Source organism: Cobetia sp. 3AK, from assembly GCF_029846335.1.
In the GTDB taxonomy this organism is placed as follows: Bacteria; Pseudomonadota; Gammaproteobacteria; order Pseudomonadales; family Halomonadaceae; genus Cobetia; species Cobetia marina.
Window position 1 is genome coordinate 90,548 of the sequence record NZ_JARWKR010000001.1, and the last position, 21,542, is coordinate 112,089.

General features: G+C 62.2%; 15 protein-coding genes and 1 pseudogene. 2 read left to right on the forward strand and 14 right to left on the reverse strand.

Annotation, left to right across the window (positions count from 1 at the left end):
* Positions 1-42: 42 nt before the first annotated feature.
* The 9 genes from QD228_RS00400 to leuC form a co-directional block, all read right to left on the reverse strand.
* Positions 43-1,488, reverse strand: a complete 1,446-nt coding sequence (locus tag QD228_RS00400) for a bifunctional folylpolyglutamate synthase/dihydrofolate synthase (RefSeq protein WP_279874041.1) — start codon at positions 1,486-1,488, stop codon at positions 43-45.
* Positions 1,481-2,512 (reverse strand): acetyl-CoA carboxylase, carboxyltransferase subunit beta, encoded by a 1,032-nt coding sequence (gene accD / locus QD228_RS00405; RefSeq protein WP_077372401.1) that lies wholly within the window; start codon positions 2,510-2,512, stop codon positions 1,481-1,483. Before accD ends, QD228_RS00400 begins: the two co-directional genes overlap by 8 nt.
* Positions 2,513-2,856: 344 nt before the next feature.
* A complete protein-coding gene (locus QD228_RS00410) occupies positions 2,857-3,489 on the reverse strand; it encodes a phosphoribosylanthranilate isomerase (RefSeq protein WP_279874309.1) in 633 nt (210 codons plus the stop codon).
* Positions 3,490-3,511: 22 nt separating this feature from the next.
* Positions 3,512-4,555 (reverse strand): tRNA pseudouridine(38-40) synthase TruA, encoded by a 1,044-nt coding sequence (truA, locus tag QD228_RS00415; protein WP_279874044.1) that lies wholly within the window; start codon positions 4,553-4,555, stop codon positions 3,512-3,514.
* Positions 4,555-7,320, reverse strand: coding sequence for a FimV/HubP family polar landmark protein (locus QD228_RS00420; protein WP_279874046.1), 2,766 nt, complete (start codon positions 7,318-7,320; stop codon positions 4,555-4,557). The genes truA and QD228_RS00420 overlap by 1 nt, the downstream gene beginning before the upstream one ends.
* A gap of 591 nt (positions 7,321-7,911) precedes the next feature.
* Positions 7,912-9,033, reverse strand: a complete 1,122-nt coding sequence (gene asd / locus QD228_RS00425) for an aspartate-semialdehyde dehydrogenase (RefSeq protein ID WP_084209075.1) — start codon at positions 9,031-9,033, stop codon at positions 7,912-7,914.
* Between the two features lie 220 nt (positions 9,034-9,253).
* Positions 9,254-10,336 (reverse strand): 3-isopropylmalate dehydrogenase, encoded by a 1,083-nt coding sequence (leuB, locus tag QD228_RS00430; protein WP_084209076.1) that lies wholly within the window; start codon positions 10,334-10,336, stop codon positions 9,254-9,256.
* 142 nt (positions 10,337-10,478) lie between these two features.
* Positions 10,479-11,132 (reverse strand): 3-isopropylmalate dehydratase small subunit, encoded by a 654-nt coding sequence (gene leuD / locus QD228_RS00435; RefSeq protein ID WP_136938204.1) that lies wholly within the window; start codon positions 11,130-11,132, stop codon positions 10,479-10,481.
* 11 nt (positions 11,133-11,143) lie between these two features.
* Entirely contained in the window at positions 11,144-12,595 is a 1,452-nt protein-coding gene (leuC, locus tag QD228_RS00440) for a 3-isopropylmalate dehydratase large subunit (RefSeq protein ID WP_136938205.1), read from the reverse strand.
* 319 nt (positions 12,596-12,914) lie between these two features.
* Between leuC and QD228_RS00445 the strand changes: the two genes are divergently transcribed.
* Positions 12,915-13,805: a LysR family transcriptional regulator gene (locus tag QD228_RS00445; protein WP_279874051.1), complete on the forward strand. Its 891-nt coding sequence runs from the start codon at positions 12,915-12,917 to the stop codon at positions 13,803-13,805.
* Between the two features lie 192 nt (positions 13,806-13,997).
* Positions 13,998-14,618, forward strand: a complete 621-nt coding sequence (locus QD228_RS00450; protein ID WP_279874053.1) for a hypothetical protein — start codon at positions 13,998-14,000, stop codon at positions 14,616-14,618.
* A 1,038-nt stretch (positions 14,619-15,656) separates the two neighbouring features.
* Here QD228_RS00450 and phaC read toward each other — a convergent pair.
* The 5 genes and pseudogenes from phaC to prmB all read right to left on the reverse strand — a co-directional run.
* Positions 15,657-17,387: pseudogene (gene phaC, locus QD228_RS00455) on the reverse strand (class I poly(R)-hydroxyalkanoic acid synthase); the annotation flags it as partial.
* Positions 17,388-17,898: 511 nt separating this feature from the next.
* Positions 17,899-18,348, reverse strand: coding sequence for a phasin family protein (locus QD228_RS00460; protein WP_167593039.1), 450 nt, complete (start codon positions 18,346-18,348; stop codon positions 17,899-17,901).
* Between the two features lie 170 nt (positions 18,349-18,518).
* Positions 18,519-19,028: a DUF6489 family protein gene (locus tag QD228_RS00465; protein ID WP_279874055.1), complete on the reverse strand. Its 510-nt coding sequence runs from the start codon at positions 19,026-19,028 to the stop codon at positions 18,519-18,521.
* 290 nt (positions 19,029-19,318) lie between these two features.
* Positions 19,319-20,410, reverse strand: a complete 1,092-nt coding sequence (aroC, locus tag QD228_RS00470; protein ID WP_279874057.1) for a chorismate synthase — start codon at positions 20,408-20,410, stop codon at positions 19,319-19,321.
* Between the two features lie 112 nt (positions 20,411-20,522).
* The gene (gene prmB, locus QD228_RS00475; RefSeq protein WP_279874059.1) at positions 20,523-21,485 is read right to left on the reverse strand and encodes a 50S ribosomal protein L3 N(5)-glutamine methyltransferase; all 963 of its coding nucleotides are present in this window, start codon (positions 21,483-21,485) and stop codon (positions 20,523-20,525) included.
* Positions 21,486-21,542: the final 57 nt, after the last annotated feature.

The following is a 21,542-nucleotide window of genomic DNA, read 5'->3' on the forward strand; positions in this document are numbered from 1 at the left end:
TCCCTTGCACCCGGATTCCAATGACCGCGGTCCTGCTTCACCTCAGGCATCCTCGTCGTCAAGCCATGCCAGCGCTTCGCCGACCGTGAAGAAGGAGCCGCAGACCAGCACCTCCCCCGCGGTGGCATGCTCCACCAGCCAATCCGCCGCCTCAGCGACCGAATCACACTCCGCCAGCACGGTCCCCTGGCAGGCACGCACCACGGCAGCCAGCTCACTGGCCTGGCGAGCACGCTCGCCGCCCAGTGTCGCCACGACGAAGCCATCCACCACGGGCGACAGCGCCTCGATCACGCCTCGTGCGTCCTTGTCTCCCAGCATGGCCAGCAGCACCAGACGCGGTCGAGCGGAACACTCACGCGCCGCCAGACGACTGGCCAGATAACCTGCCGCATGCGGGTTGTGCCCCACATCCAGACACCAGTCACGCCCATGACGCTGGACCCATTGCATGCGCCCCTTGAGCTGGACATTGGCCATGGCATGGCGCACGCATGACACCTCAAGCGCCACACCGGCTGCGACGAGCGCATTCAGCGCACTGGCCGCGTTGTCGCGTGGCAGGCCGGGGTCCGGAAGTGCCTCGAGGGTCATGACGGGGTCGCTCAGTCGCTGCCAGCGCCAGAGCCCATCCGCTGACGACCTTGCCGGGGAGGCGAGGTCCTGCTCGCAGGCGTCCTGCCAGACAAAGTCCTGCCACAGCACCTGAGGCGTCACACCCAGCGAGCGGGCGTGCTCGGCACAGCTGCTCGGCAAGTGATCGGAGCCGAAGATGGCCGGGCGCCCTGCACGCAGGATACCCGCCTTCTCGAAGCCGATGTTCTCGAGGTCCGTGCCCAGGAAGGCAGCATGATCCTGTGCCACGGTGGTGATCATCGCCACATCGCAGTCGATGATGTTGACGGCATCCAGACGCCCGCCAAGACCGACCTCCAGAATCGCCAACCGTGGCTGTCGCTGAGCGATCAACCACAGGCCAGCGAGCGTGCCGGCCTCGAAGTAGGTCAGGCTGATCACGCCCTGCCCATCTCCCGCATCCGAATGACGCGCCGAATCCACCTGCTCGAAGGCAGTGATCAGCTCGGCATCACTGGCGTGCTGCCCATCGAGGGTCACGCGCTCGTTGTAATGCAGCAGGTGCGGAGAGGTGTAAGTCGCGGTCGTCAGACCATGCGCACGCCCGAGCGCCTCGAGCATGGCGACCGTGGAGCCCTTGCCGTTGGTACCGGCCACGGTGATGACCCGCTCGCCAATGCGACGAGCCCCGGGGCCGACAAGCCCCAGACGCTCAGCCACGCATTGCACGCGGGCGAGCCCCATGTCGATGCTGACGGGATGCTGGCGCTCCAGACGCGAAAGCCAGTCTTGCAGTGACAGCTCGCGTGGCACGGCCTCATGCAGGGCAGCAACGCTCAGCGGAGGCCGCTTACGGGACTGCAGCACCTCTCGGGTGCTGCAGTGGCCCGGCGCATTGGCCTGCTCAGCCATCGCGACGATCGCCTTGCGGCTTGTCGGCGGAGAATGTCTCGTCAAGCACGCTGTCAACCGCGGAGCGCGGCTCTGCAGGCTGCGGCTCGCTCGGTGCAGCCTCGACAGCCTCACCTTCGACAACGACTTCCGTGGCATCTACCACCGGTGCCTGCACGTCAGCCTTGACCGGCAGACCCTGCAGCTTGAGCAGGATGCTGGACAGACGCTCACGCATGTCGCGACGATGGATGATCATGTCGACCGCGCCATGCTCGAGCAGGAACTCTGAACGCTGGAAGCCTTCCGGCAGTTTCTCGCGCACGGTCTGCTCGATGACACGCGGGCCAGCGAAGCCGATCAGGGCATTCGGCTCGGCAACGTTCAGGTCGCCCAGCATGGCAAGCGATGCCGATACGCCACCGAAGACCGGATCCGTCAGCACGCTGATGTACGGTACGCCTGCCTGTTTGAGCTTCTCGAGCGCGGCGGAGGTCTTGGCCATCTGCATCAGGGAGAACAGTGCTTCCTGCATGCGCGCGCCACCGGAGGCCGCGAAGCATACCAGCGGCACTTCTTCCGCCAGCGCGAGTTCGGCTGCACGCACGAACTTCTCACCGACGATGGCCCCCATGGAGCCGCCCATGAAGCTGAATTCGAAGGCAACGGCCACGACAGGCTGTCCGGAAAGCGTGCCGCGCATGGCGACCAGCGCATCCTTCTCGGACGTCTGCTTCTGGGCGGCGCTCAGGCGATCCTTGTACTTCTTGGAATCGCGGAACTTGAGGCGATCGACCGGCTCCAGATCTGCCGCGATCTCCTCGCGACCCTCGCTGTCGAGGAACCAGGACAGACGGGCACGCGCAGTGAGACGCAGGTGGTGGTCACACTTCGGGCAGACGTTGTCGTGCTTGGTCAGCTCCGGAAGGTACAGGACTGCTTCGCACTTGGGGCATTTACGCCACAGGCCATCAGGAATGGAGGTGCGCCGATCCTTGCGTTGGATACGGCTCATTGACGGCACAATCTTGTCAAGCCAGCTCATGGTGGGGAGGCTTCCGTTTTGCTGCTGTTCTGGGCACCGCTCGACGACTGTCGGCGGCCATGCGAGTTGGCACACGCCCACCTCTCCGGGAGGCAAGGACGTGGCGGGCAACGACTGACACCCTCTTCGCCCCCTTGTCTCGGGACGCTGGAGGAAGTCAGTGGCGCCAAAGGAAAAGACCGTGCAACCCATTGGTCGTACGGCCCCTTTTCCAGATTCTGGCAAACATTGTAGCGGCTTCGCCCCCCTTGCGGGTAGTGCGATATGCCAATTGCCTTGTGGAGTCCAGTGTTGCGCCTGTCCCGCGCAGGCCTTGCGGCATGCCGCGCAGGGCATCAGTGGAGTCAGTCGGCGGCTCGTACTGCCTGACAGAACGCCTGGAGGCGCTCCCGTGACTTCTCGCCAGGGGCAGACTCTACCCCTCCCGAGACATCGACCGCGTGGGGCGCTACCTGCCTGACCGCCTCCGTCACGTTGCCGGCCTCGAGCCCGCCCGCCAGGATCACTGGCAGGGGCAATTCTCGAGGGATGCGCGACCAGTCAAAGGTCTCGCCCGTGCCACCGGGGACACCGGGACGATAGGCATCCAGCAGCAGCCCGCGTGCGTCATGGAAGCGTTCTGCCTCTGCCGCCAGGTCGATCCCGTCACGCATGCGCAACGCCTTGATATAGGGGCGGCCAGCGGCGCGGCATTGCTCGGGCGTTTCGTTGCCATGGAATTGCAGCAGATCGAGATGCGGGGCAGCGGCGGCCACTTCAGCCTCACTGGCATCGACGAACAATCCGACACGCATCACGAATGCCGGCACCAGGCGCGAAAGCTCCGCCAGGCGAGCAACGCCCACCGCCCGCTTGCTGCCCGCCCACAGCACGAATCCCAGCGCATCGGCACCTGCCGCCACGGCGTCGCGGATATCCTGCTCACGCGTCAATCCGCAGATCTTGATTCGGGTACGCTGGCTCGCTCGAGCGCTCATCTCGGTCATGGGATCACTCCGTTCAACGTGAGGATTCATTCTGTGCGGCAGGAATCGCTTGTTCATGTTCCCGACTGAGACGCTCGGCCTCACGGGCAACGCTTGCCAGCCGAATGGCTTCCTTTTCACTGAGCTTGCCTGCCGCCCGAGCCTCTTCGGCACCCTCGGCTTCGGCACGGGCCAGGCGTGAGCGTACCATCGGGCAATCCGGCAAGGGACGCTCTCCCGTCCACTCCCCGAGATGGGCCACCAGACCAGGCCCGAGCGGCTCCCTGGGCAGCTCATAGCGCGGCGGATAGATGACGTCGACGAAGTGAAGTCCCGTGGCTGCTGCCGTGGCACTCGAACGCGTGCGATCTCCCCCGCGCATCAGCTCGACGATCCACTCGACAGGCTTCTCGCCACGTCCGATGGCCATCAAGGTACCGGCAATATTGCGCACCATGTGGTGCAGGAAGGCATTCGCCTGGATGTCGATCATGACCAGCTGGCCGTGACGACTCACCTCGATGAAATGCACGTGGCGTCGTGGCGAGCGCGACTGACAACCTGCCGCACGGAAGGCCGAGAAGTCCAGCTCCCCTACCAGATGGGCGGCCGCCGCCTGCATGTCGGCGACATTCAGGGGTTCACGACACCAGGTGGCGTTGTGACGCTCCATCACCGGCCGAAAAGGCTGATTGATGATCATGTAGCGATAACGACGCGCGATGGCGCTGAATCGGGCATGGAAGTCATCGGGAACGGGGACCGCCCAATGGATACCGATATCCGGGGGAAGATTGACGTTGCCGCCCATGCGCCATGCCTTGCGGCTGCGGCCCACGGGGGTATCGAAGTGCACGACCTGACGCACGGCGTGCACACCTGAATCGGTGCGCCCGCTGCAGTGGACGGTGATGGGAGTGGAAGCCACCTTGGAAAGCGCCTTTTCAAGCGTTTCCTGCACGGAAGGTGCGTGGCTGAGGCGCTGCCAACCGCAATAGCGGCTGCCATCATACTCGACGCCCAGAGCGATGCGCCCCGGGCGTCTTTCATTATCATCAAGCGGTGTAAAAAAGGGCATCAGGTCAGACCAAAGCGCTCCATCAACGCCAGCGCCTCTTCACGGATCATCCCGTCACTGGCGGAGGCGAGCGGCTCAAGCAGCGCTGCCGCTTGATCATCCTCACCATCCACCAGCAACTGGCGGGCTTCCTCGAGCTGCTGGAAGGCCACGCTATCCTGGGCGCCAGCCCCTGCCCCTGCCATGCCGACAGAGGGATAGGCATTATCCTGATCCCCGGACTCGAACGCCACTTCCTCCACCTCGAATTGCGAGATATCACGACGAGGGACATCCACCTCTTCCAGCGTCATGCTATCCAGCGACGGCAACTCGTCGGCTGCTGAAAAGGCGCTTGCAGGCGCCACCTCGTCGCCTGAAGGTGCACTGGATTTCGCAGATTCACCTTCCTCATCAATGGAGGCGGAGGTAAATTCGACCGCCTCACCCTTGAGCGCCTCGTCCGCCTTCTCAACACTTGCCACTGCCGCAGGCTCCACACCGTCGTCAAGCGTCAGTTCCGGCGCCTGGTAATCGATCACGTTGTCACTGAAGAAACTGGTATCGGTTGCCGCCTTTCCGTGCTCGGGACTCTTGCCCTTGAGGCCGGGCTCGAATGCGACTCCCACGTCTGCCGGAGTGTCATTCGTGACGGCGGTATCAGCGTGCAAGTCATCCTCGAACGAGCCACTGTCCTGCCCTTCGCCTGAAGAGTCAGACACGTCACCCTCCGGCTCGCGCTCATCGTCCTGCAGGTTTGCGCCACCTGCCGCCAGCCTTTCAGAGGCTGCGCTGCCCGAGGATGGCACACGTAGGGACTGGGCATATTGACTGACGACACCGGAGAGATGCGTCACGTTGCTTGCGGCCACCGCGCCACCCATGGCGGCACGCATGGGGCTACCCATTCCGGCATAACGGTTGAGCAGCGCCTGAGCCTCTTCACGCTCTTCTGCATTGCCCGCCGCCAATACCTTCTCGCTTTCGTGATTCAGCGCCTCGAGATTGCCAAGTTCTCCATGCACACCCATCAGCTTGAGACGCAGGTCCTGACGACTCTCATCGTCTGCAAGACCGGTTTCCAGCAGGGCTTGCGCCTGATCGAAGCGTCCATAGGCGATGAAGATATCCGCCTCGCTGATGGCAGCGGCCTCAGGCTGGGCCAGAGGCTCAAGAGTGTGAGAGCCACGACTTGCCACTGCAGACGCCTCTTCCGGGACCTGTCTGTCAGCGGTACCCGCTGCAGCACCAAAGGCACCCCGTGACGGGTCCTGCAGGTCCTGGTCGTTGTGACGCACGGCATCCGCGAAGCTCATGCTGGAGTCATCCTTCGGCCCCGAGCGACGACGCAGCAACAGCAACAGCAGCAACAGCAATGCTCCCGCCGCGCCGCCCACCATCATCAGATTGTCCTGTACCCACTTCCACGTCGCCTGCGGCCAGGGCTGGCTGGGCAACACGAGATTACCTTCACCATCACGCGGCTGGCCCAGATCCACCCCGGCAGCGACCAGACTCTCGGGTAGCGTCAAGGGAGTGATGCCGCTGTTGACCAGCAGACGGTTCTGCTTGGCCAGCAATACCTTGGCCGTTTCCAGCTGCTCGGTACGCTCGGCCAGGGAAGCACGCAGCTCACCGACCTCACTGCGCAATGAAGCGACTTCACTGCGCAGGTCGTCACGCTCCTGCTCCAGTTGATCCAGACGCTGCTGGTTGGTCAGCAACTGGTCTTCCAGCGATTCGAGGCGATCCGACAGCTCATCGATGGCCTGCTGGCTGCCCGCGGAAATCTGCGTACTGGCGGCCGCCTTGCTCGCCGGCGTGGCCTCTTCATCGATCAGCGTCAGGCGCGGCTTGCCGTCAGCACCCGCACTGGCGGGGCCGCTGGGAGCGGGCGCTGCAGCGGGCGTCTCACTGGCCGTGGCGGTATCCTTCGGAGACGCGGATGCCGTCTTCTTGCTGGCCGGAGCAGGGATGGTCTTGCCTTGCGCCCCCGCGACCCACTGCTGATATTGCTCACGCACTTCGCGATCGGCCGCCGTGCGCGAGCGGCCCAGCATGGTGGCGCGATCGGGAACGCTCAGGACCACCCCCGCCCTCAGCTTGTTGATGTTGCCGCCCGGGAAGGCACTGGGATTGGCTTCCTGAATCGCCAGCATGGCCTGACGGATGCTGACCCCGGCATCCGGACGCACGCGTCGTGCGATGGTCCACAGGGAATCGCCACTGCGTACCTTGATGCTTGACGGCGTTTCGCCCGCCGCGGGCGCAGCGCTTGCCGAGGACGACTGACCACTGTCACGGAAGACCACGGAACGCGAGGGTGTCGACCCCGTGTCGGCCAACGGACGTGAGCGCGCACCAGAAGGCGTCACCAGTGCCGGCTGACTGGAATAGCCCGCCGGATCGAACAGCAGCGTGACCTGACGCTGCAGCTTGCCATTGGGCCACTCGACGTCCAGCAGCAGATCCACATAGGGCTCACGTACCGCCCCGTTGGTGGTCAGCTGAAGATAATAGCGGCTGCCCTGCTGCTTGATGGCCACCTTGACGTCATCACTGACATAGCTGCGGTCCACACCGGCACGCGCAAAGGCGGCGGCATCGGAGACGTTCGCCTTGATCAGGCTGCTATCAAGCCCGGAGGTATCTGTCAGGCCGATGCGGGCATCCAGCGGTTGATTCAGATTCGAGCGCAATCGCGGCGATTCCATGCCGACCGCCAAGGCCTGAGCACTATAGATGGCGAAGGAGATCGCCAGTGCGAGAGGAAGCTTGCGTCCCATTGAGTGTCCCTTCGTATGCGACCGATTCAGTGTCCGGCCGGCGCATTATGTTACGTATTCTTACATATAAGATACCAGAGAGTCCGCCTCATGATTCAGGCAAGGCGCGACTCAGCCAGAAAAATTTCAACGCTAGCGGGCGTCGTCCCCTCTGATAGCCCACCTGCTCCCCGGATGACAGGAGTGACCAGCTCCACCTCATCCGGCTGACACGATACTCAAATATGCATACGAGATGCCATCATGCATCAACATCGCCAGCCAAATTCGCAAAAAATGCGCAAGCCGGAATGAAGCCGGTCAGTCATTCGAATGACATGCCGGTCATCTGCTGCCCATGGCACTGCCGATCATCGGCACGACCGACCATCGCAATCACCCTTCATTGGGCATTCGGGACATGACCGGGAACCCGGACATGGTCCGCCAGGACATTCGTCAGGGACGTTCGAGTGCATGGATATTCGATTGCAGGATTTACGATTGCAGAATTTTCGAGCGCAAAAAAGTCGCCCCCGGCTCCGAGGAGTCGGGGGCGACGTCTTGCATCACGCCATGGCACTCAACCGCGAGGGCCAGCCATCGTGATGATCAGGCGGCGCGATGTTCCCGCAGAATGGTCAGCATGCGCTTGAGCGGCTCCGCGGCCCCCCACAGCAGCTGGTCACCCACGCTGAAGGCAGACAGGTATTCACCACCCATCGCCAGCTTGCGCAGACGGCCGACCGGAACGGTCAGGGTGCCGGTAGCAGCAGCCGGTGTCAGGTGCTTGAGGCTGTCTTCCTTGGTGTTGGCAACGACCTTGACCCAGTCGTTGTGCTTGGCCAGGCGGTCTTCGATCTCGTCCAGCGGCACGTCCTGCTTGAGCTTGACGGTGAAGGCCTGGGAGTGGGAGCGCATCGCACCGATCCGCACGCACAGCCCATCGATCATGATCGGGTTGCCCTGGCTGTCGAGAATCTTGTTGGCCTCGACACCGGCCTTCCACTCCTCGCGGGTCTGACCGGATTCCATCGGGGAATCGATCCACGGCAGCAGCGAGCCGGCCAGCGGCGCACCGAACTGCTGGGTCGCGAAATCATCGCCGCGCATGGTGGCGGTCACCTTGCGGTCGATATCCAGAATCGCGCTGGCCGGGTCGGCAAGCTCCGAGGCCACGCTGCCATTGAGCTGGCCCATCTGGGTCAGCAGCTCACGCATGTGGCGCGCACCGCTGCCGGAAGCCGCCTGGTAGCTCATGGAGGTCATCCACTCGACCATGCCGGCCTCGAACAGGCCACCCAGACCCATCAGCATCAGGCTGACGGTGCAGTTGCCGCCGACGAAGGTGTTGGCACCGGCACCGATCTTCTCATCGATCACGTGACGATTGACCGGGTCCAGCACCAGCACGGCATCCTTCTCCATGCGCAGGGTGGAGGCCGCATCGATCCAGTCGCCCTTCCAGCCGGCTTCACGCAGCGGTCCGAACACCTGCTTGGTGTAGTCGCCACCCTGACAGGTGACGATGACGTCCAGCGCCTTCAGCTCATTGATGTCATTGGCATCCTTGAGCGCCGGCACCGGCGTGCCCACGTCCGGGCCGGCCTGACCGACCTGGGAAGTGGAGAAGAATACCGGCTCGATACCGGCGAAATCGTTGTCATCACGCATGCGTTGCATCAGCACGGAACCGACCATGCCACGCCAACCGACAAATCCGACTTTCAACATGCTTGTTCTCCTTGTTCATGCACGGCCGGGAGCATGGAAGACACCACCGCTCCCGACACAGGAATGACCCGCAGCGAGCACAGGCAACTCACCCAATGTGAGCCTTGCCCAACGCTCCAGCCGCAGGTCCTGACACGAAAGCCCAGCGACGCACGCCAGGCTTCCTCATGATCATCTCGCGTGAACGCCACTCACGAGCGGCGTTCACGCGGGTCTTGCCTTACGCCTGGGCCTTGAAGGCGGCCAGCACGGCATCGCCCATCTCAGAGGTGGAGACCTTGCGAGTGCCGGCGTAGGCGATATCGGCGGTACGCAGACCTTCATCCAGCACCACACCGACGGCCTTCTCGATACGCTCGGCCCACGCCGCTTCATTCAGCGAGTAGCGCAGCATCATCGCCACTGACAGGATGGTCGCCAGCGGGTTGGCGATGCCCTGACCCGCGATGTCCGGCGCGCTGCCGTGGCACGGCTCATACATGCCCTGGCCGCTGGCATTCAGCGAGGCGGACGGCAGCATGCCGATGGAACCGGTCAACATCGCGGCTTCATCCGAGAGGATGTCGCCAAACATGTTGCCGGTGACCACCACGTCGAACTGCTTCGGTGCGCGCACCAGCTGCATGGCGGCGTTGTCGACGTACATGTGCGACAGCTCGACATCCGGGTAGTCGGCGGAGATGCGCTCCATCACGTCACGCCACAGCATGGTGACTTCCAGCACGTTGGCCTTGTCGACACTGCACAGCTTCTTGTTGCGCTTCTGGGCCATCTCGAAGGCGGTACGGCCGATACGCTCGATCTCGGATTCTGAGTAGACGTAGGTGTTGTAGCCGACCTGCTGTCCGTCGCGCGTCTCGATGCCACGCGGCTGGCCGAAGTAGATGCCACCGGTCAGCTCACGCACGATCATGATGTCCAGACCGGACACCACTTCCGGCTTGAGGCTGGAGGCCTCGGCCAGCTGCGGGTAGAGAATTGCCGGACGCAGGTTGGCGAAGAGTTCAAGCTCCTTGCGCAGCCCCAGCAGGCCGCGTTCCGGACGCAGCGAGATGTCCTCGAGCTTGTCCCACTGCGGGCCACCGACCGCGCCGAGCAGGATGGCGTCTGCCGCCTTGGCGGCGTCCAGCGTGTCCTTCGGCAGCGGATGGCCCGCCGCGTCATACCCTGCACCACCGACCTTGCCTTCGCTCAGCGTGATGTCCAGCCCTTCGCTGCGTGCGGCTTCAAGGATCTTCACGGCTTCGGCCGTGATTTCCGGGCCAATGCCATCACCGGGCAGAATCAGGATATTGCGGCTCATCTGGAACTCCTTGGGCCGGAGAGCATCCGGCAAGACCGACGGTTCACCGCCGGTGCTGAGACTGGGCTCGCTGCCACTCTGGACGGCGAGCCATGACGAATGTGTTGCGACTGCGGCGCTGACTGGCGTGACGCTGGACAGATCAGGCCGTCTTGCCATCGCGGAACAGCCACGGACGCTCGGCGCGATGACGCGTCTCGAAGCTGTCGATGGCGTCCTGATCCTTGAGAGTCAGACCGATGTCATCCAGGCCTTCCATGAGGCAATGCTTGCGGAAGCTGTCCACCTCGAAGGCGATCGACTCACCGGACGGCGTGATGACGGCCTGTGCCTCGAGATCGATATCCAGACGATACCCTTCCACCGCCTCGGCTTCCTTGAACAGGCGATCCACCGTGTCCTCGTCGAGGGTGATCAACAACAGGCCGTTCTTGAACGAGTTGTTGTAGAAGATATCGGCGAAGCTCGGCGCGATGACGACACGGAAGCCGAAGTCGGTCAGTGCCCAGGGCGCGTGTTCGCGCGAGGAACCACAGCCGAAGTTGCGACGTGCCAGCAGCACGCTTGCGCCTGAATAACGCGGCTGGTTGAGCACGAAGTCCGGATTCAGCGGACGCTTGCTGATGTCCTGTCCGATATAGCCCTCATCGAGATAACGCAGCTCATCGAAGAGGTTCGGGCCGAAGCCGGTACGCTTGATCGATTTCAGAAACTGCTTCGGGATGATCAGGTCGGTATCGACGTTGGCGCGATCGAGCGGTGCCACGAGGCCCTGCTGGCGAATGAACTTTTCCATGTCGGGCCTCCTCAGGCTGCGTGAGTATCGGAAGTAGGAATGGGGGCAAAGTCACGAACATCAACGAAGTGACCCGCAATCGCGGCAGCGGCGGCCATGGCCGGGCTGACGAGGTGCGTACGCCCACCGAAGCCCTGACGGCCTTCGAAGTTGCGGTTGGAGGTGGAAGCACAATGCTCGCCGGCGCCCAACTTGTCGGCGTTCATCGCCAGACACATGGAGCAGCCCGGCTCGCGCCATTCAAAGCCCGCGGCGAGGAAGATCTCGTGCAGTCCTTCGGCTTCCGCCTGTGCCTTCACCAGGCCAGAGCCCGGCACGACCATCGCCTGCTTGAGGCTCTTGGCGACCGTACGGCCTTCGGCCACGCGCGCCGCTTCACGCAAGTCCTCGATACGCGAGTTGGTGCAGGAGCCGATGAACACGCGGTCCAGCTTGATGTCGGTGATCTTCTGCTGAGCGCTGAGGCCCATGTACTCGAGCGCACGGGTGATGCCACGCGCTTCGGTGTCATCGTTGGCGGCTGCCGGGTCCGGCACCACGCCATTGACGCTGGTGACCTGCTCCGGGCTGGTGCCCCAGGTGACCTGCGGGGCGATGTCTTCCGCCTTGAGCACGACGACCTTGTCGAATTCGGCATCTGCATCGGAGACCAGATTCCGCCAGTCGGACACGGCCGCTTCCCACTGCTGGGCGTTCGGCGCATAGGGACGGTCGCGCAGGTAATCGATGGTGATGTCATCGACCCCGACCAGACCGACCCGTGCCCCGGCTTCGATGGCCATGTTGCAGATGGTCATGCGGCCTTCCATGGAGATGTCCTGGATGGCGGAGCCGCCGAATTCGATGGCATAGCCGGTACCGCCGGCGGTGCCGATCTCACCGATGATGGCGAGCACGACATCCTTGGCGGTGACGCCAGTGCCGAGACGACCATCGACGCGCACCAGCATGTTCTTCATCTTGCGCTGGATCAGACACTGGGTGGCGAGCACGTGCTCGACCTCGGAGGTGCCGATACCGTGAGCGAGTGCCGCGAAGGCACCGTGGGTCGCAGTGTGGGAATCGCCACACACCACGGTCATGCCCGGCAGGGTCGCGCCCTGCTCCGGCCCGACCACGTGCACGATGCCCTGACGCGCATCATTGATGGTGAACTGCTCGATGTTGAAGCTGTTGCAGTTGTCGTCGAGGGTCTGCACCTGGATGCGAGAGGTTTCATCCTCGATCCCCGCGATGCCGGCAGCGCGCTCCTTGAGAGAGGTCGGCACGTTGTGGTCCGGCGTTGCCAGGTTGGCATCCAGACGCCACGGCTTGCGACCGGCCAGACGCAGCCCTTCGAAGGCCTGCGGCGACGTCACTTCGTGCAGCAGGTGACGGTCGATGTAGATGAGTGCAGTACCGTCTTCACGTTGCTTGACCAGATGCTGGTCCCACAACTTGTCATAAAGGGTCTGGCTGGCCATGTCGTGTCTCCTCGTGGCGCCCTACGGTAAGAGCGCTTGCTGCCTCGGGGCTCGTGGCGGCCCCTTGATGAGGTGTGTCGTCCAGTGTTGATGGCGGGGCGGTCGTGCGAGCCATGTCGCAGGTGGCTTGCCACCAGAGGCTCGAGCATCGCCGCCGCGTCCTGTGCATCAAGAGTACTCGGCGGCGATGAATAAAAGCAATTCATGTTTTTCATGCTTTGGATTCCCAGAAGGAATACCATTGCCTCAGCCGACATTCCCCCTGATCGCACGGAAGATCATTCTTCTGAACGCCCTCATGACAGGATAGCTGCCTCACATGGACACTCCCTCTCTTCAGGCCTTCGTTGCCGTCGCGGAAACCGCTTCCTTCTCGCTGGCGGCCGAACAGCTGCACCTGACACAACCCGCTGTCTCCAAGCGCATCGCGCAGCTGGAACAGCTCCACGGCGCGCGGCTGTTTGATCGCATCGGGCGGCGCGTCACCCTGACGGAGGCCGGCAATATCCTGCTGCCGCGGGCACGTGCCATTCTGGTGATGCACGATGACACGCGGCGCGCGTTGCGCAATCTGTCCGGCGAGGTAAAAGGCAGCCTGACGATGGCGACCAGCCACCATGTGGGCCTGCACCGTCTGCCGCCACTGCTCAAGGCCTTTACCATGTCCCATCCCGAGGTACGCATGGACATGCGCTTCCTGGATTCGGAACAGGCCTATCAGGGCGTACTGGATGGGGAGCTGGAACTGGCCGTCGTCACTCTGGCACCGCATCGCGATCCCAATCTGACGGTGGTGCCGGTGTGGCTGGACGAGATGCGCTTCGTGTGCGGACGAGACCACCCGCTGGCGGGACACAAGGCGTTGCCGCTGGCCGCCCTTTCACAGCACGACGCCGTGCTGCCGGGCCACCTGACCTTCACGCGCGGCATCGTCATCGACACCTTCGCGCGTGACGGCCTCTCGGTGGAAGTCTCGATGTCCACCAACTACCTCGAGACCCTCAAGATGATGGTCGCCATCGGCCTGGGCTGGAGCGTACTGCCGGAAAGCATGATCGACGACGAGATCGAGATCCTGCCCATCGACCACCGCCCCATCGAACGCCAGCTCGGCTACCTCTATCACAACAACCGCACCCTCTCGAACGCCGCCAGTGCGATGATCGAACTGCTGGAAGGCGCAAGGGATGCGGCGTCGAGAAATCTCTAGCCGATGCCGTAATCTATTCAAGTCAATCGATAAAAATTACCGCATAAGGTTGCCTAGAGTAGAGAGTTGAAAATTTTAATCATCTCACTCTAAACTCAACTCGGACATACCTAAACACTCAACCATAAATCTAATTGTCGCTAACACAGCATCTCTATACGGCGCCATAACAACCTCCAAAGGGATTACAAATTGAGCATAGACTTCCAAGAAATCAATCCAGCTTTACAGTTTATGTTTTTCATAGCAAGTCCTCTCATAACACTTTCCGCAGTAGCTGTTGCTTATCATGCGCTTTATCGACAGGCAAAGCCTTCTATCTCTATCTATTACGAGCCCAATCCTGATATAGCATCCATTATTGATTTGGTAATTATTAATAGTGGAGGGAGTGCTGCGAAGGACCTAACCTTTTCTCCACCTATTCCAATTAATAGATATGGCATTGAAAAAGCAGATTCGAACCAAGAAGACACTTTCAACTATACTATTCGCCATCTAAGCGCAGGTCGCGAGCTAAGATATAGAGCTGGGCAGTTTGCTGGACTAAGGGAAGTGATCCCCTCGGACCTAGAGGTTACTGCTAATTATAGCTTCAAATCTCCTATACGTAGCAAGAAAGCTAATGACATCTCTATTTTAGACATAAGATACTTGGAGAAAGCTCAGAGCTCAAATAGCGCCGCAACAACTTTATCAGATGCTCTACGGGGAAGAAATAACACCATTTTTATACAAGTCAGCAAAAACATAAGTGATGTAACGAAAGAGCTTAAGAACATAAACAACCACCTAAAGGAGTTCAAAAAATAAACCCTAGAAAATGTTAGCAAACAAATGGAGACAAAGGATTAAAAATCATAAAACTCCAATATCAGAACAATAAAAAATGACCAGCCTAATATAGACTGGTCATTTATCATGACCTCAAAGTATTTAGTCTTTATCAGACCCCTTCGGCCCACCAGACGCGCCATCCGTCTTGCTTGCCCCAGGCTTGGCATCGTCCTTCTTCGCCTCTTCCGCTGCCTTGGCGGCGGCAGCCTTGCTGACGTTGGAGGGACGGCCACGGCGCGGCTTGGGTGCTTCGCTGCCGGTGTCGCTCTTGGCGGTGGTGGCGGAAGCACCAGAGCCTGAAGCGCCCTGACTGGAAGTCCCAGTACTGCTGCCCGTCTTGGCAGTGCTCGCGCTTCCCGTCGAGCTGGCGGTGCTCTTGCTGGTTCCAGTCGTCTTGCTCGCTGTGCTCTTGCGCGTCGTCGCTGGCTTCGCAGCACTGGAGCCGGAGGCCGCGGAAGAAGTGCTGCTGTTCGAGGTGCCGGAGGCAGACGTCTTGCTGTCAGAGGCAGACTTGCTCGCCGCTGTCTTTCTGGCAGTTGTCTTGCGAGGCGTTGCTGGCTTCTTGGCAGCCGGGGCTTTTGCCGCAGGCGCCTTGTCAGCAGCGCTTGAGGTGCTGCTGCCTGAGGCTTCGCTCGTGGTCGACTTTAGCGTAGCTGATTCAGGTGCGGCCGGCTTCGGTGCGGCCGGCTTCGGTGCGGCTGGCTTCGGCGCTACCGACTTGGGTGTCGCTGCCTTCCTGGCAGGCGCCTTGCGTGCTGCAGGCTTGGCAGTTGTCGCCGATGGCTTGGCAGACGACGCGGCAGGTTTGGCGGAAGACGGCTTGGCCGTAGAGGCACTGCTGGCATCATTGGCGGCCTTGCCGGTGACGGCTTCGGTCATCGCGGTCATGGCCTCTTCCAGCGGCAGCGTCACCTGCTTGAGCGCTTCATTCACGCTCTTCTCGACCGTCTGCTGCACATCACGCACGGCCTTGAGCTGCGCATCCGCCACGCTGGTGATCTCTTCCGGGACGGCCTGCCCCAGCACTTCGGGGATGGTCTGGCGCGCGTAACGGCCCGGCGCCGCTTCGATCACCTCAAGCTTGCCCTTGCCAGGCGTGCGCGCAGAGACTTCCGGTTCCGGCTCGACGAAACCATTGCCGGACATCCATGCCTGCCAGTCATTCCACCAGGAGCCTTCATGCGCCTCGGTGCCTTCAAGCCAGGCATCCGGTGTCGCCGGCAGCTCGTCATTGGTGACGTAGCCGTACTTGTTCTTGTGCGGCGGATTGACGATACCCGCGATATGGCCTGAGCCACCCAGCACGAAGCGCTTGATGGAAGCCTTGGGCAGCTGGGTGCCGTTGTAGGTGGTCTGCCACTTGGCGATGTGATCCTCGCGGGCGGAGACCCAATAGCTGGGAATCTCGATCTGCGAGAGGTCGATCGGGACACCGTCCAGCTCGATACCGCCGGGCTGCACAAGGCGGTTCTCCAGATACATGTGACGCAGATACCAGGCATGGGTACCGGCCGGCAGGTTGGTGCCGTCGGTATTCCAGTACAGCAGGTCGAACGCGGTCGGCGCTTCGCCCTTGAGATAGTTGGAGACGTAGAACGACCAGAAGAGGTCATTCTCGCGCAGCAGGTTGAAGGAGAACGCCATCACGCGGCCATCCAGGTAGCCGTCCTGCGCCATCTGCTTCTCAAGGCCCTGCAGTACCGGCTCGTTGAGGAAGACACCGATCTCGCCGGGATCGGAGAAGTCCTGCAACGTCGCCATGTAACTGACCGAGCGCACGCGATCCGCCTGTTTCCTGGCCGTGAGATAGGCCATGGTGCTGGCCGTCAGCGTGCCGCCGATGCAGTAGGACAGGATATTGACCTGCTTCTCGCCGGTGGCCTGCTCGATGGCATCCATCGCGGCAAGCGGCCCCATCTGCATGTAATCGGCCCAGGTGAGATCGCTCTGCTCCGGCCCGGGATTGCGCCAGGAGATCAGGAACACGGTGTGCCCCTGCTCCACCAGCCAGCGCATCATCGAATTGTCCTGACGCAGATCGAGAATGTAGTACTTGTTGATCCACGGCGGCACGACCAGCAACGGCGTACTGAAGGCCTTTTCCGTCGCCGGGCGATACTGGATCAGCTGGATCAGCTCATTCTCGAACACCACATCCCCCGGCGTGACGGCGATGTTGTCGCCGAGACGGAAGGCTTCGGTGTCGGTCATCGCGACATTGATGCCTTCGGCGGAGTTGGCAAGGTCTTCCCGCAGACGCTTCAAGCCGTCGAGCAGATTCTGGCCGCCGGTTTCGCGGGTCACCCGCTGCACTTCCGGGTTGGTGGAGGCGAAGTTGGAGGGCGAGAAGGCACTGACGTACTGGCGCGCGTAGAACTCGAGATTGCGCTTCTGGCTCTCCGGCAATCCCTTGATGCCCGCCAGCATCTCATCCACGGCGCGCGAGAACAGCAGATATTGCTGCACGAGGAAGTGATAATACGGTTCGCTCTGCCAGGCCTCATCGCGGAAGCGACGATCAGAGCGTGCGGGGCTGATCACGGGCTCGACACTCTCACCGCTCATCTCGCGCAGCGTGCCCTGCATCAGGGCCATCTGGTCCTGGAAGAGGCGGGTCTGCGTGGAAATCAGCAATTGGGGGTCACGTGCCAGCGCCTCCGCGCCTGCCTGGAAGCAACGTCCCATCTCGTCGTAGATGGTGGAGGCAGCAGCACTTGGCCACAGGCGCTCCAGCATGTCACTCATCAGAGCCTGATACTGGGTGCTGGCTTCCTGTACCACGCCGGCCCATTCACCGCCGTCGGCGCCATCGGGAAACAGATGGGAAAAGGCCTGAGAGAATGCCTGAGAAAGTGCCTGCTGCTGGGCTGAAACCATATCGCCCGTCCTCCTTGTCATTGGCTATCGAAGCATGGCTGTCGAACGAACGCCGACATGCACGATTTCATCGAACCGAATCCTTCCGTACCTCTGCAGTGCAATGCCCTCGAAAGGCGTTCGCGGCGCCGTCACTGGCACCTTGCACCGACTCTCTTCACTCTGGCGTCACTCTGGCAAGCCAGAGCCTTGCAGTCCGCTTTCCGTCGCATTCATGCCAAAGGCGCGAATACGACGGAAAGCCGGCTGAGACCTCTCATCTGTCGTCTTGCCGCCTCGGGGGGGGCGACTCTCAGCATGCACCCGGGCCGTGATGGGGGCAATGCCTGACCTCGCCAAAAAAAGGGCTGGCGCGTGCGCCAGCCCTCTCGATGATTCTTCAGCTCTGCTTGGCGCGGCTGGTGGCACTTGCCGGCTTGCTGGTGCTGTCTTTCGCGGCATCCGCCGTGGCGGAAGACGCCTTGCTGGCAGCGGAAGATGCCTTGTCCGTGGCTTCCTTGCCCGCATCGGAATAGGCCTGTTCCATCTGGCTGCGCATCTCGTTGCCCATTTCCGCCAGTTTCAGGGAATCGTCCATCATCTGCTGGGACAGCTCGGTGGCCACTTCCAGCTGACGATTGCCGAATTCGCTGAGCTGCTCGACACTCTTCACTTCCGTCGCGGCGCGGGCACGCTCGAAACCGGTATCGGCATAGCGCTTGGCGGCATCCATCTGGAACTCGGCCACCTTGCTCATGTGGTCGAGCACCAGGCTGTTGAGCTTGCGCATCGGCTGATAGAAGCTGCGGGCCTGCTCGGCAAAGGCGTTGAACATCTGATCCTGTTGCATGACGGTTCCTCCCATGGATTCCGTACCGGAAGAGCGCGCAGAAGACTCTGCGCCATCTTTTGAGCGCAGCATTATGCTGCACTGCACAAAGACTAGTCTGCTCCCGAAGCGGTTGCAATCCCATGACGATAATCCTGCAACGCAATGCCTTCAGCTTCCCTCGTCATCCATCAGTCACGCTGACTGCGTGAGCGCGCGCTGGCGGCCTTGGGTCTGTCCTCAGCGGCCGCCTTCTGCGCAGCTCCCGCATGCGGGTCATTCCCAGCGGGCTCACTGTCGCCACCACTGGCCCCACCACTGGCGTTGCCCGTGCCCTGCTGACCGAACTGCTGCAAGGTATCCAGCATCATCTTCTGGTACTGCTGGAAAGCCGCCATGCCCTTGGCCATGCTGTCGCCCATCTCGTTGGATGAGGCCCCCGGGGAATCGGCCGCTGACGAGCCGCCCATCCCCGCCATGCCTTCCGCCATCCCCGGCGGCATGAACCTGGCAAACGGCGTGCCCGCCCCCGGTGTCATCAGCGGCTTGAGCAGGCTCATCGGATCATAGCCCTCGACGCCCGCTTCCATCTGGCGACGAAAGCGCTCCATCAATTCCTGTTGAAAGGCTTCCACATCCGGCAGGCCCATCGCCTGGCGAAACTCCTGAGGCGTCAGGTCGAATTCGACATTGATCTTCATGGCAGTGTCCTTGTGTTGTCTGCCCGCGCACGGCGTGGTGCGCGAGTCCGCTGGCATGCTTGCCATTCGAGTCTAGCAGCGAGAATGACACGGGGGCAGCCTGCTACTTACGCCTTTTCTTATTTACTTTGTGCAAGCCAACCCACCACGCAAGACGCCCCAGCCACGAAGGATGCAGGGCATCACTCCACGGATGGGGCGTCTCTTTCTCACTAAAAGTTCAGCAGCTTGGCAGCGTTACAAGTTCAACAGCTGGGCAGCGCCAGCAGTTCAGCCGCGCCGCAAGCGGCTTACACCTCGCGCAGCACCGGTGTGTCGACCTTGACGTCGGCATTCTGGCCACGATGGCGCAGCAGGTGGTCCATCAACGTCAGCGCGACCATCGCCTCGGCGATCGGCGTGGCACGGATGCCGACACACGGATCATGACGGCCGGTGGTGATCACTTCGACCGCTTCGCCATTGACGTCAATGCTGCGCCCCGGCAGCCGAAGGCTGGAGGTCGGCTTAAGGGCGATGCTGGCACGCAGGGTCTGGCCGCTGGTGATACCGCCCAGGATGCCGCCGGCATGATTGGAGAGGAAACCTTCCGGCGTCATCTCGTCACGGTGCTCGGTACCCTTCTGGCTGACCACGGCGAACCCGTCCCCGATCTCGACGCCCTTGACGGCGTTGATGCTCATCAGGCCATGGGCCAGCTCGGCATCGATGCGATCGAAGATCGGCTCACCGAGACCCACCGGCACGCCAGTCGCCTCGACGGTGACCTTGGCGCCCACGGAATCGCCTTCCTTGCGCAGGGCGTCCATGTACTGCTCCAGCTCCTCGAGGCGGTCCGCATCGCCACAGAAGAACGGATTGGTGTCGACCAGCGACCAGTCCTTGACCTCAAGCTGGATGGGACCGAGCTGGGACAGATAGCCGCGCACCTGCACGCCGTGGCTCGCCAGATACTTCTTGGCGATGGCACCGGCGGCGACGCGCATGGCAGTCTCGCGCGCGGAGCTGCGGCCACCGCCACGGTAGTCACGCTCACCATACTTGTGGTGATAGGTGTAGTCGGCGTGGGCCGGACGGAACTGGTCCTTGATCTTGCCGTAGTCCTTGGAGCGCTGATCGGTGTTCTCGATCATCAGGCCGATGGCCGTGCCGGTGGTGCGGCCCTCGAACACGCCCGAGAGAATGCGCACCTGGTCCGGCTCGCGCCGCTGGGTGGTGTGGCGCGAGGTGCCGGGACGGCGGCGGTCCAGATCGACCTGCAGATCCGCTTCGCTGATCTCGATGCCCGGCGGGCAACCATCGATGATGGCGCCCAGCGCCGGGCCATGGCTTTCGCCGAAGGTGGTGACGGTGAACAGCTTGCCGAAGGTATTTCCGGACATTCAGGGGGTCCTCAGGCGATGCCGCCGGTCATGGCCGACGGCGTTCTGATAATAGTTGTCGTGAGCTTTTTCAGGTCTGGCGCTGAAGCGAAGGCACCAGACGAGCCTGTCTTCAGGCGAATTCGGGGGCGCAGACGTCCAGTGTCTGGGCATCGATGGCGAAGACGCCGTTGCCGCCACGCTCGAACTCCAGCCACATGAAGGGCACGTCCGGGAACGCGTCCATCAGGTGGCGCTCGGAGTTGCCGACCTCGACGATCAAGACGCCGTCGTCGGTCAGGTAGTCACGCGCCTCGCGCAGGATACGGCGCACGATATCCAGGCCATCATCACCGGCGCCCAGCGCCAGCGCCGGCTCGTGGCCGAATTCCTGCGGCATGTGGGAGAGATCGAAACTGTCCACGTAGGGCGGATTGGAGACGATCAGGTCATAGCGCTTGCCGGCCACGCCCGCGAACAGGTCCGACTGCACGGCGATGACCCGCCCTGCCACATCGTGACGCTCGATATTGCGACGCGCGACTTCCAGCGCCTCCGCGCTGATATCCACCAGATCCACCTCGGCGGTCGGCATCACCAGCGCGGTGGCGATCCCGATGCAGCCGGAACCGGTGCACATGTCCAGCACCCGGGTCGGCGGCAGTTCCGGGAACCAGGCCGAGAAGCCGCTCTCGATCAGTTCGGCGATCGGCGAGCGCGGAATCAGCACGCGCTCATCGACATCGAAGGGCACGCCGGTGAAGAAGGCTTCACCGAGCAGATACGGCAGCGGCTTGCGGGTGGTGATGCGTTCACGCACCAGCGCCACGATGCGCGCACGCTCCATGGTCAGCAGACGGGCGTCGATCACGGCGGGGTCCGTGTCCCACGGCAGATGCAGCGCACCCAGCACCAGCGCCACCGCCTCGTCCCAGGCAGAGTCGGTGCCGTGGGCGAAGTGCAGACGGTGCGCGTGGAACTCGCTGGTCGCCCAGCGAATCAGGTCGCGCAGAGTCACCAGCTCCTCGACGAGACGGGAATCCGGCTCACTGAGGCTGGAAGGATGGCGCAGGTCGGACGCGGAAGTAGTGGACACGGTGATTCCTGTAAGCGGACAGATGGACAACGAGCGCCGCCAGTCATGATGCGTCGC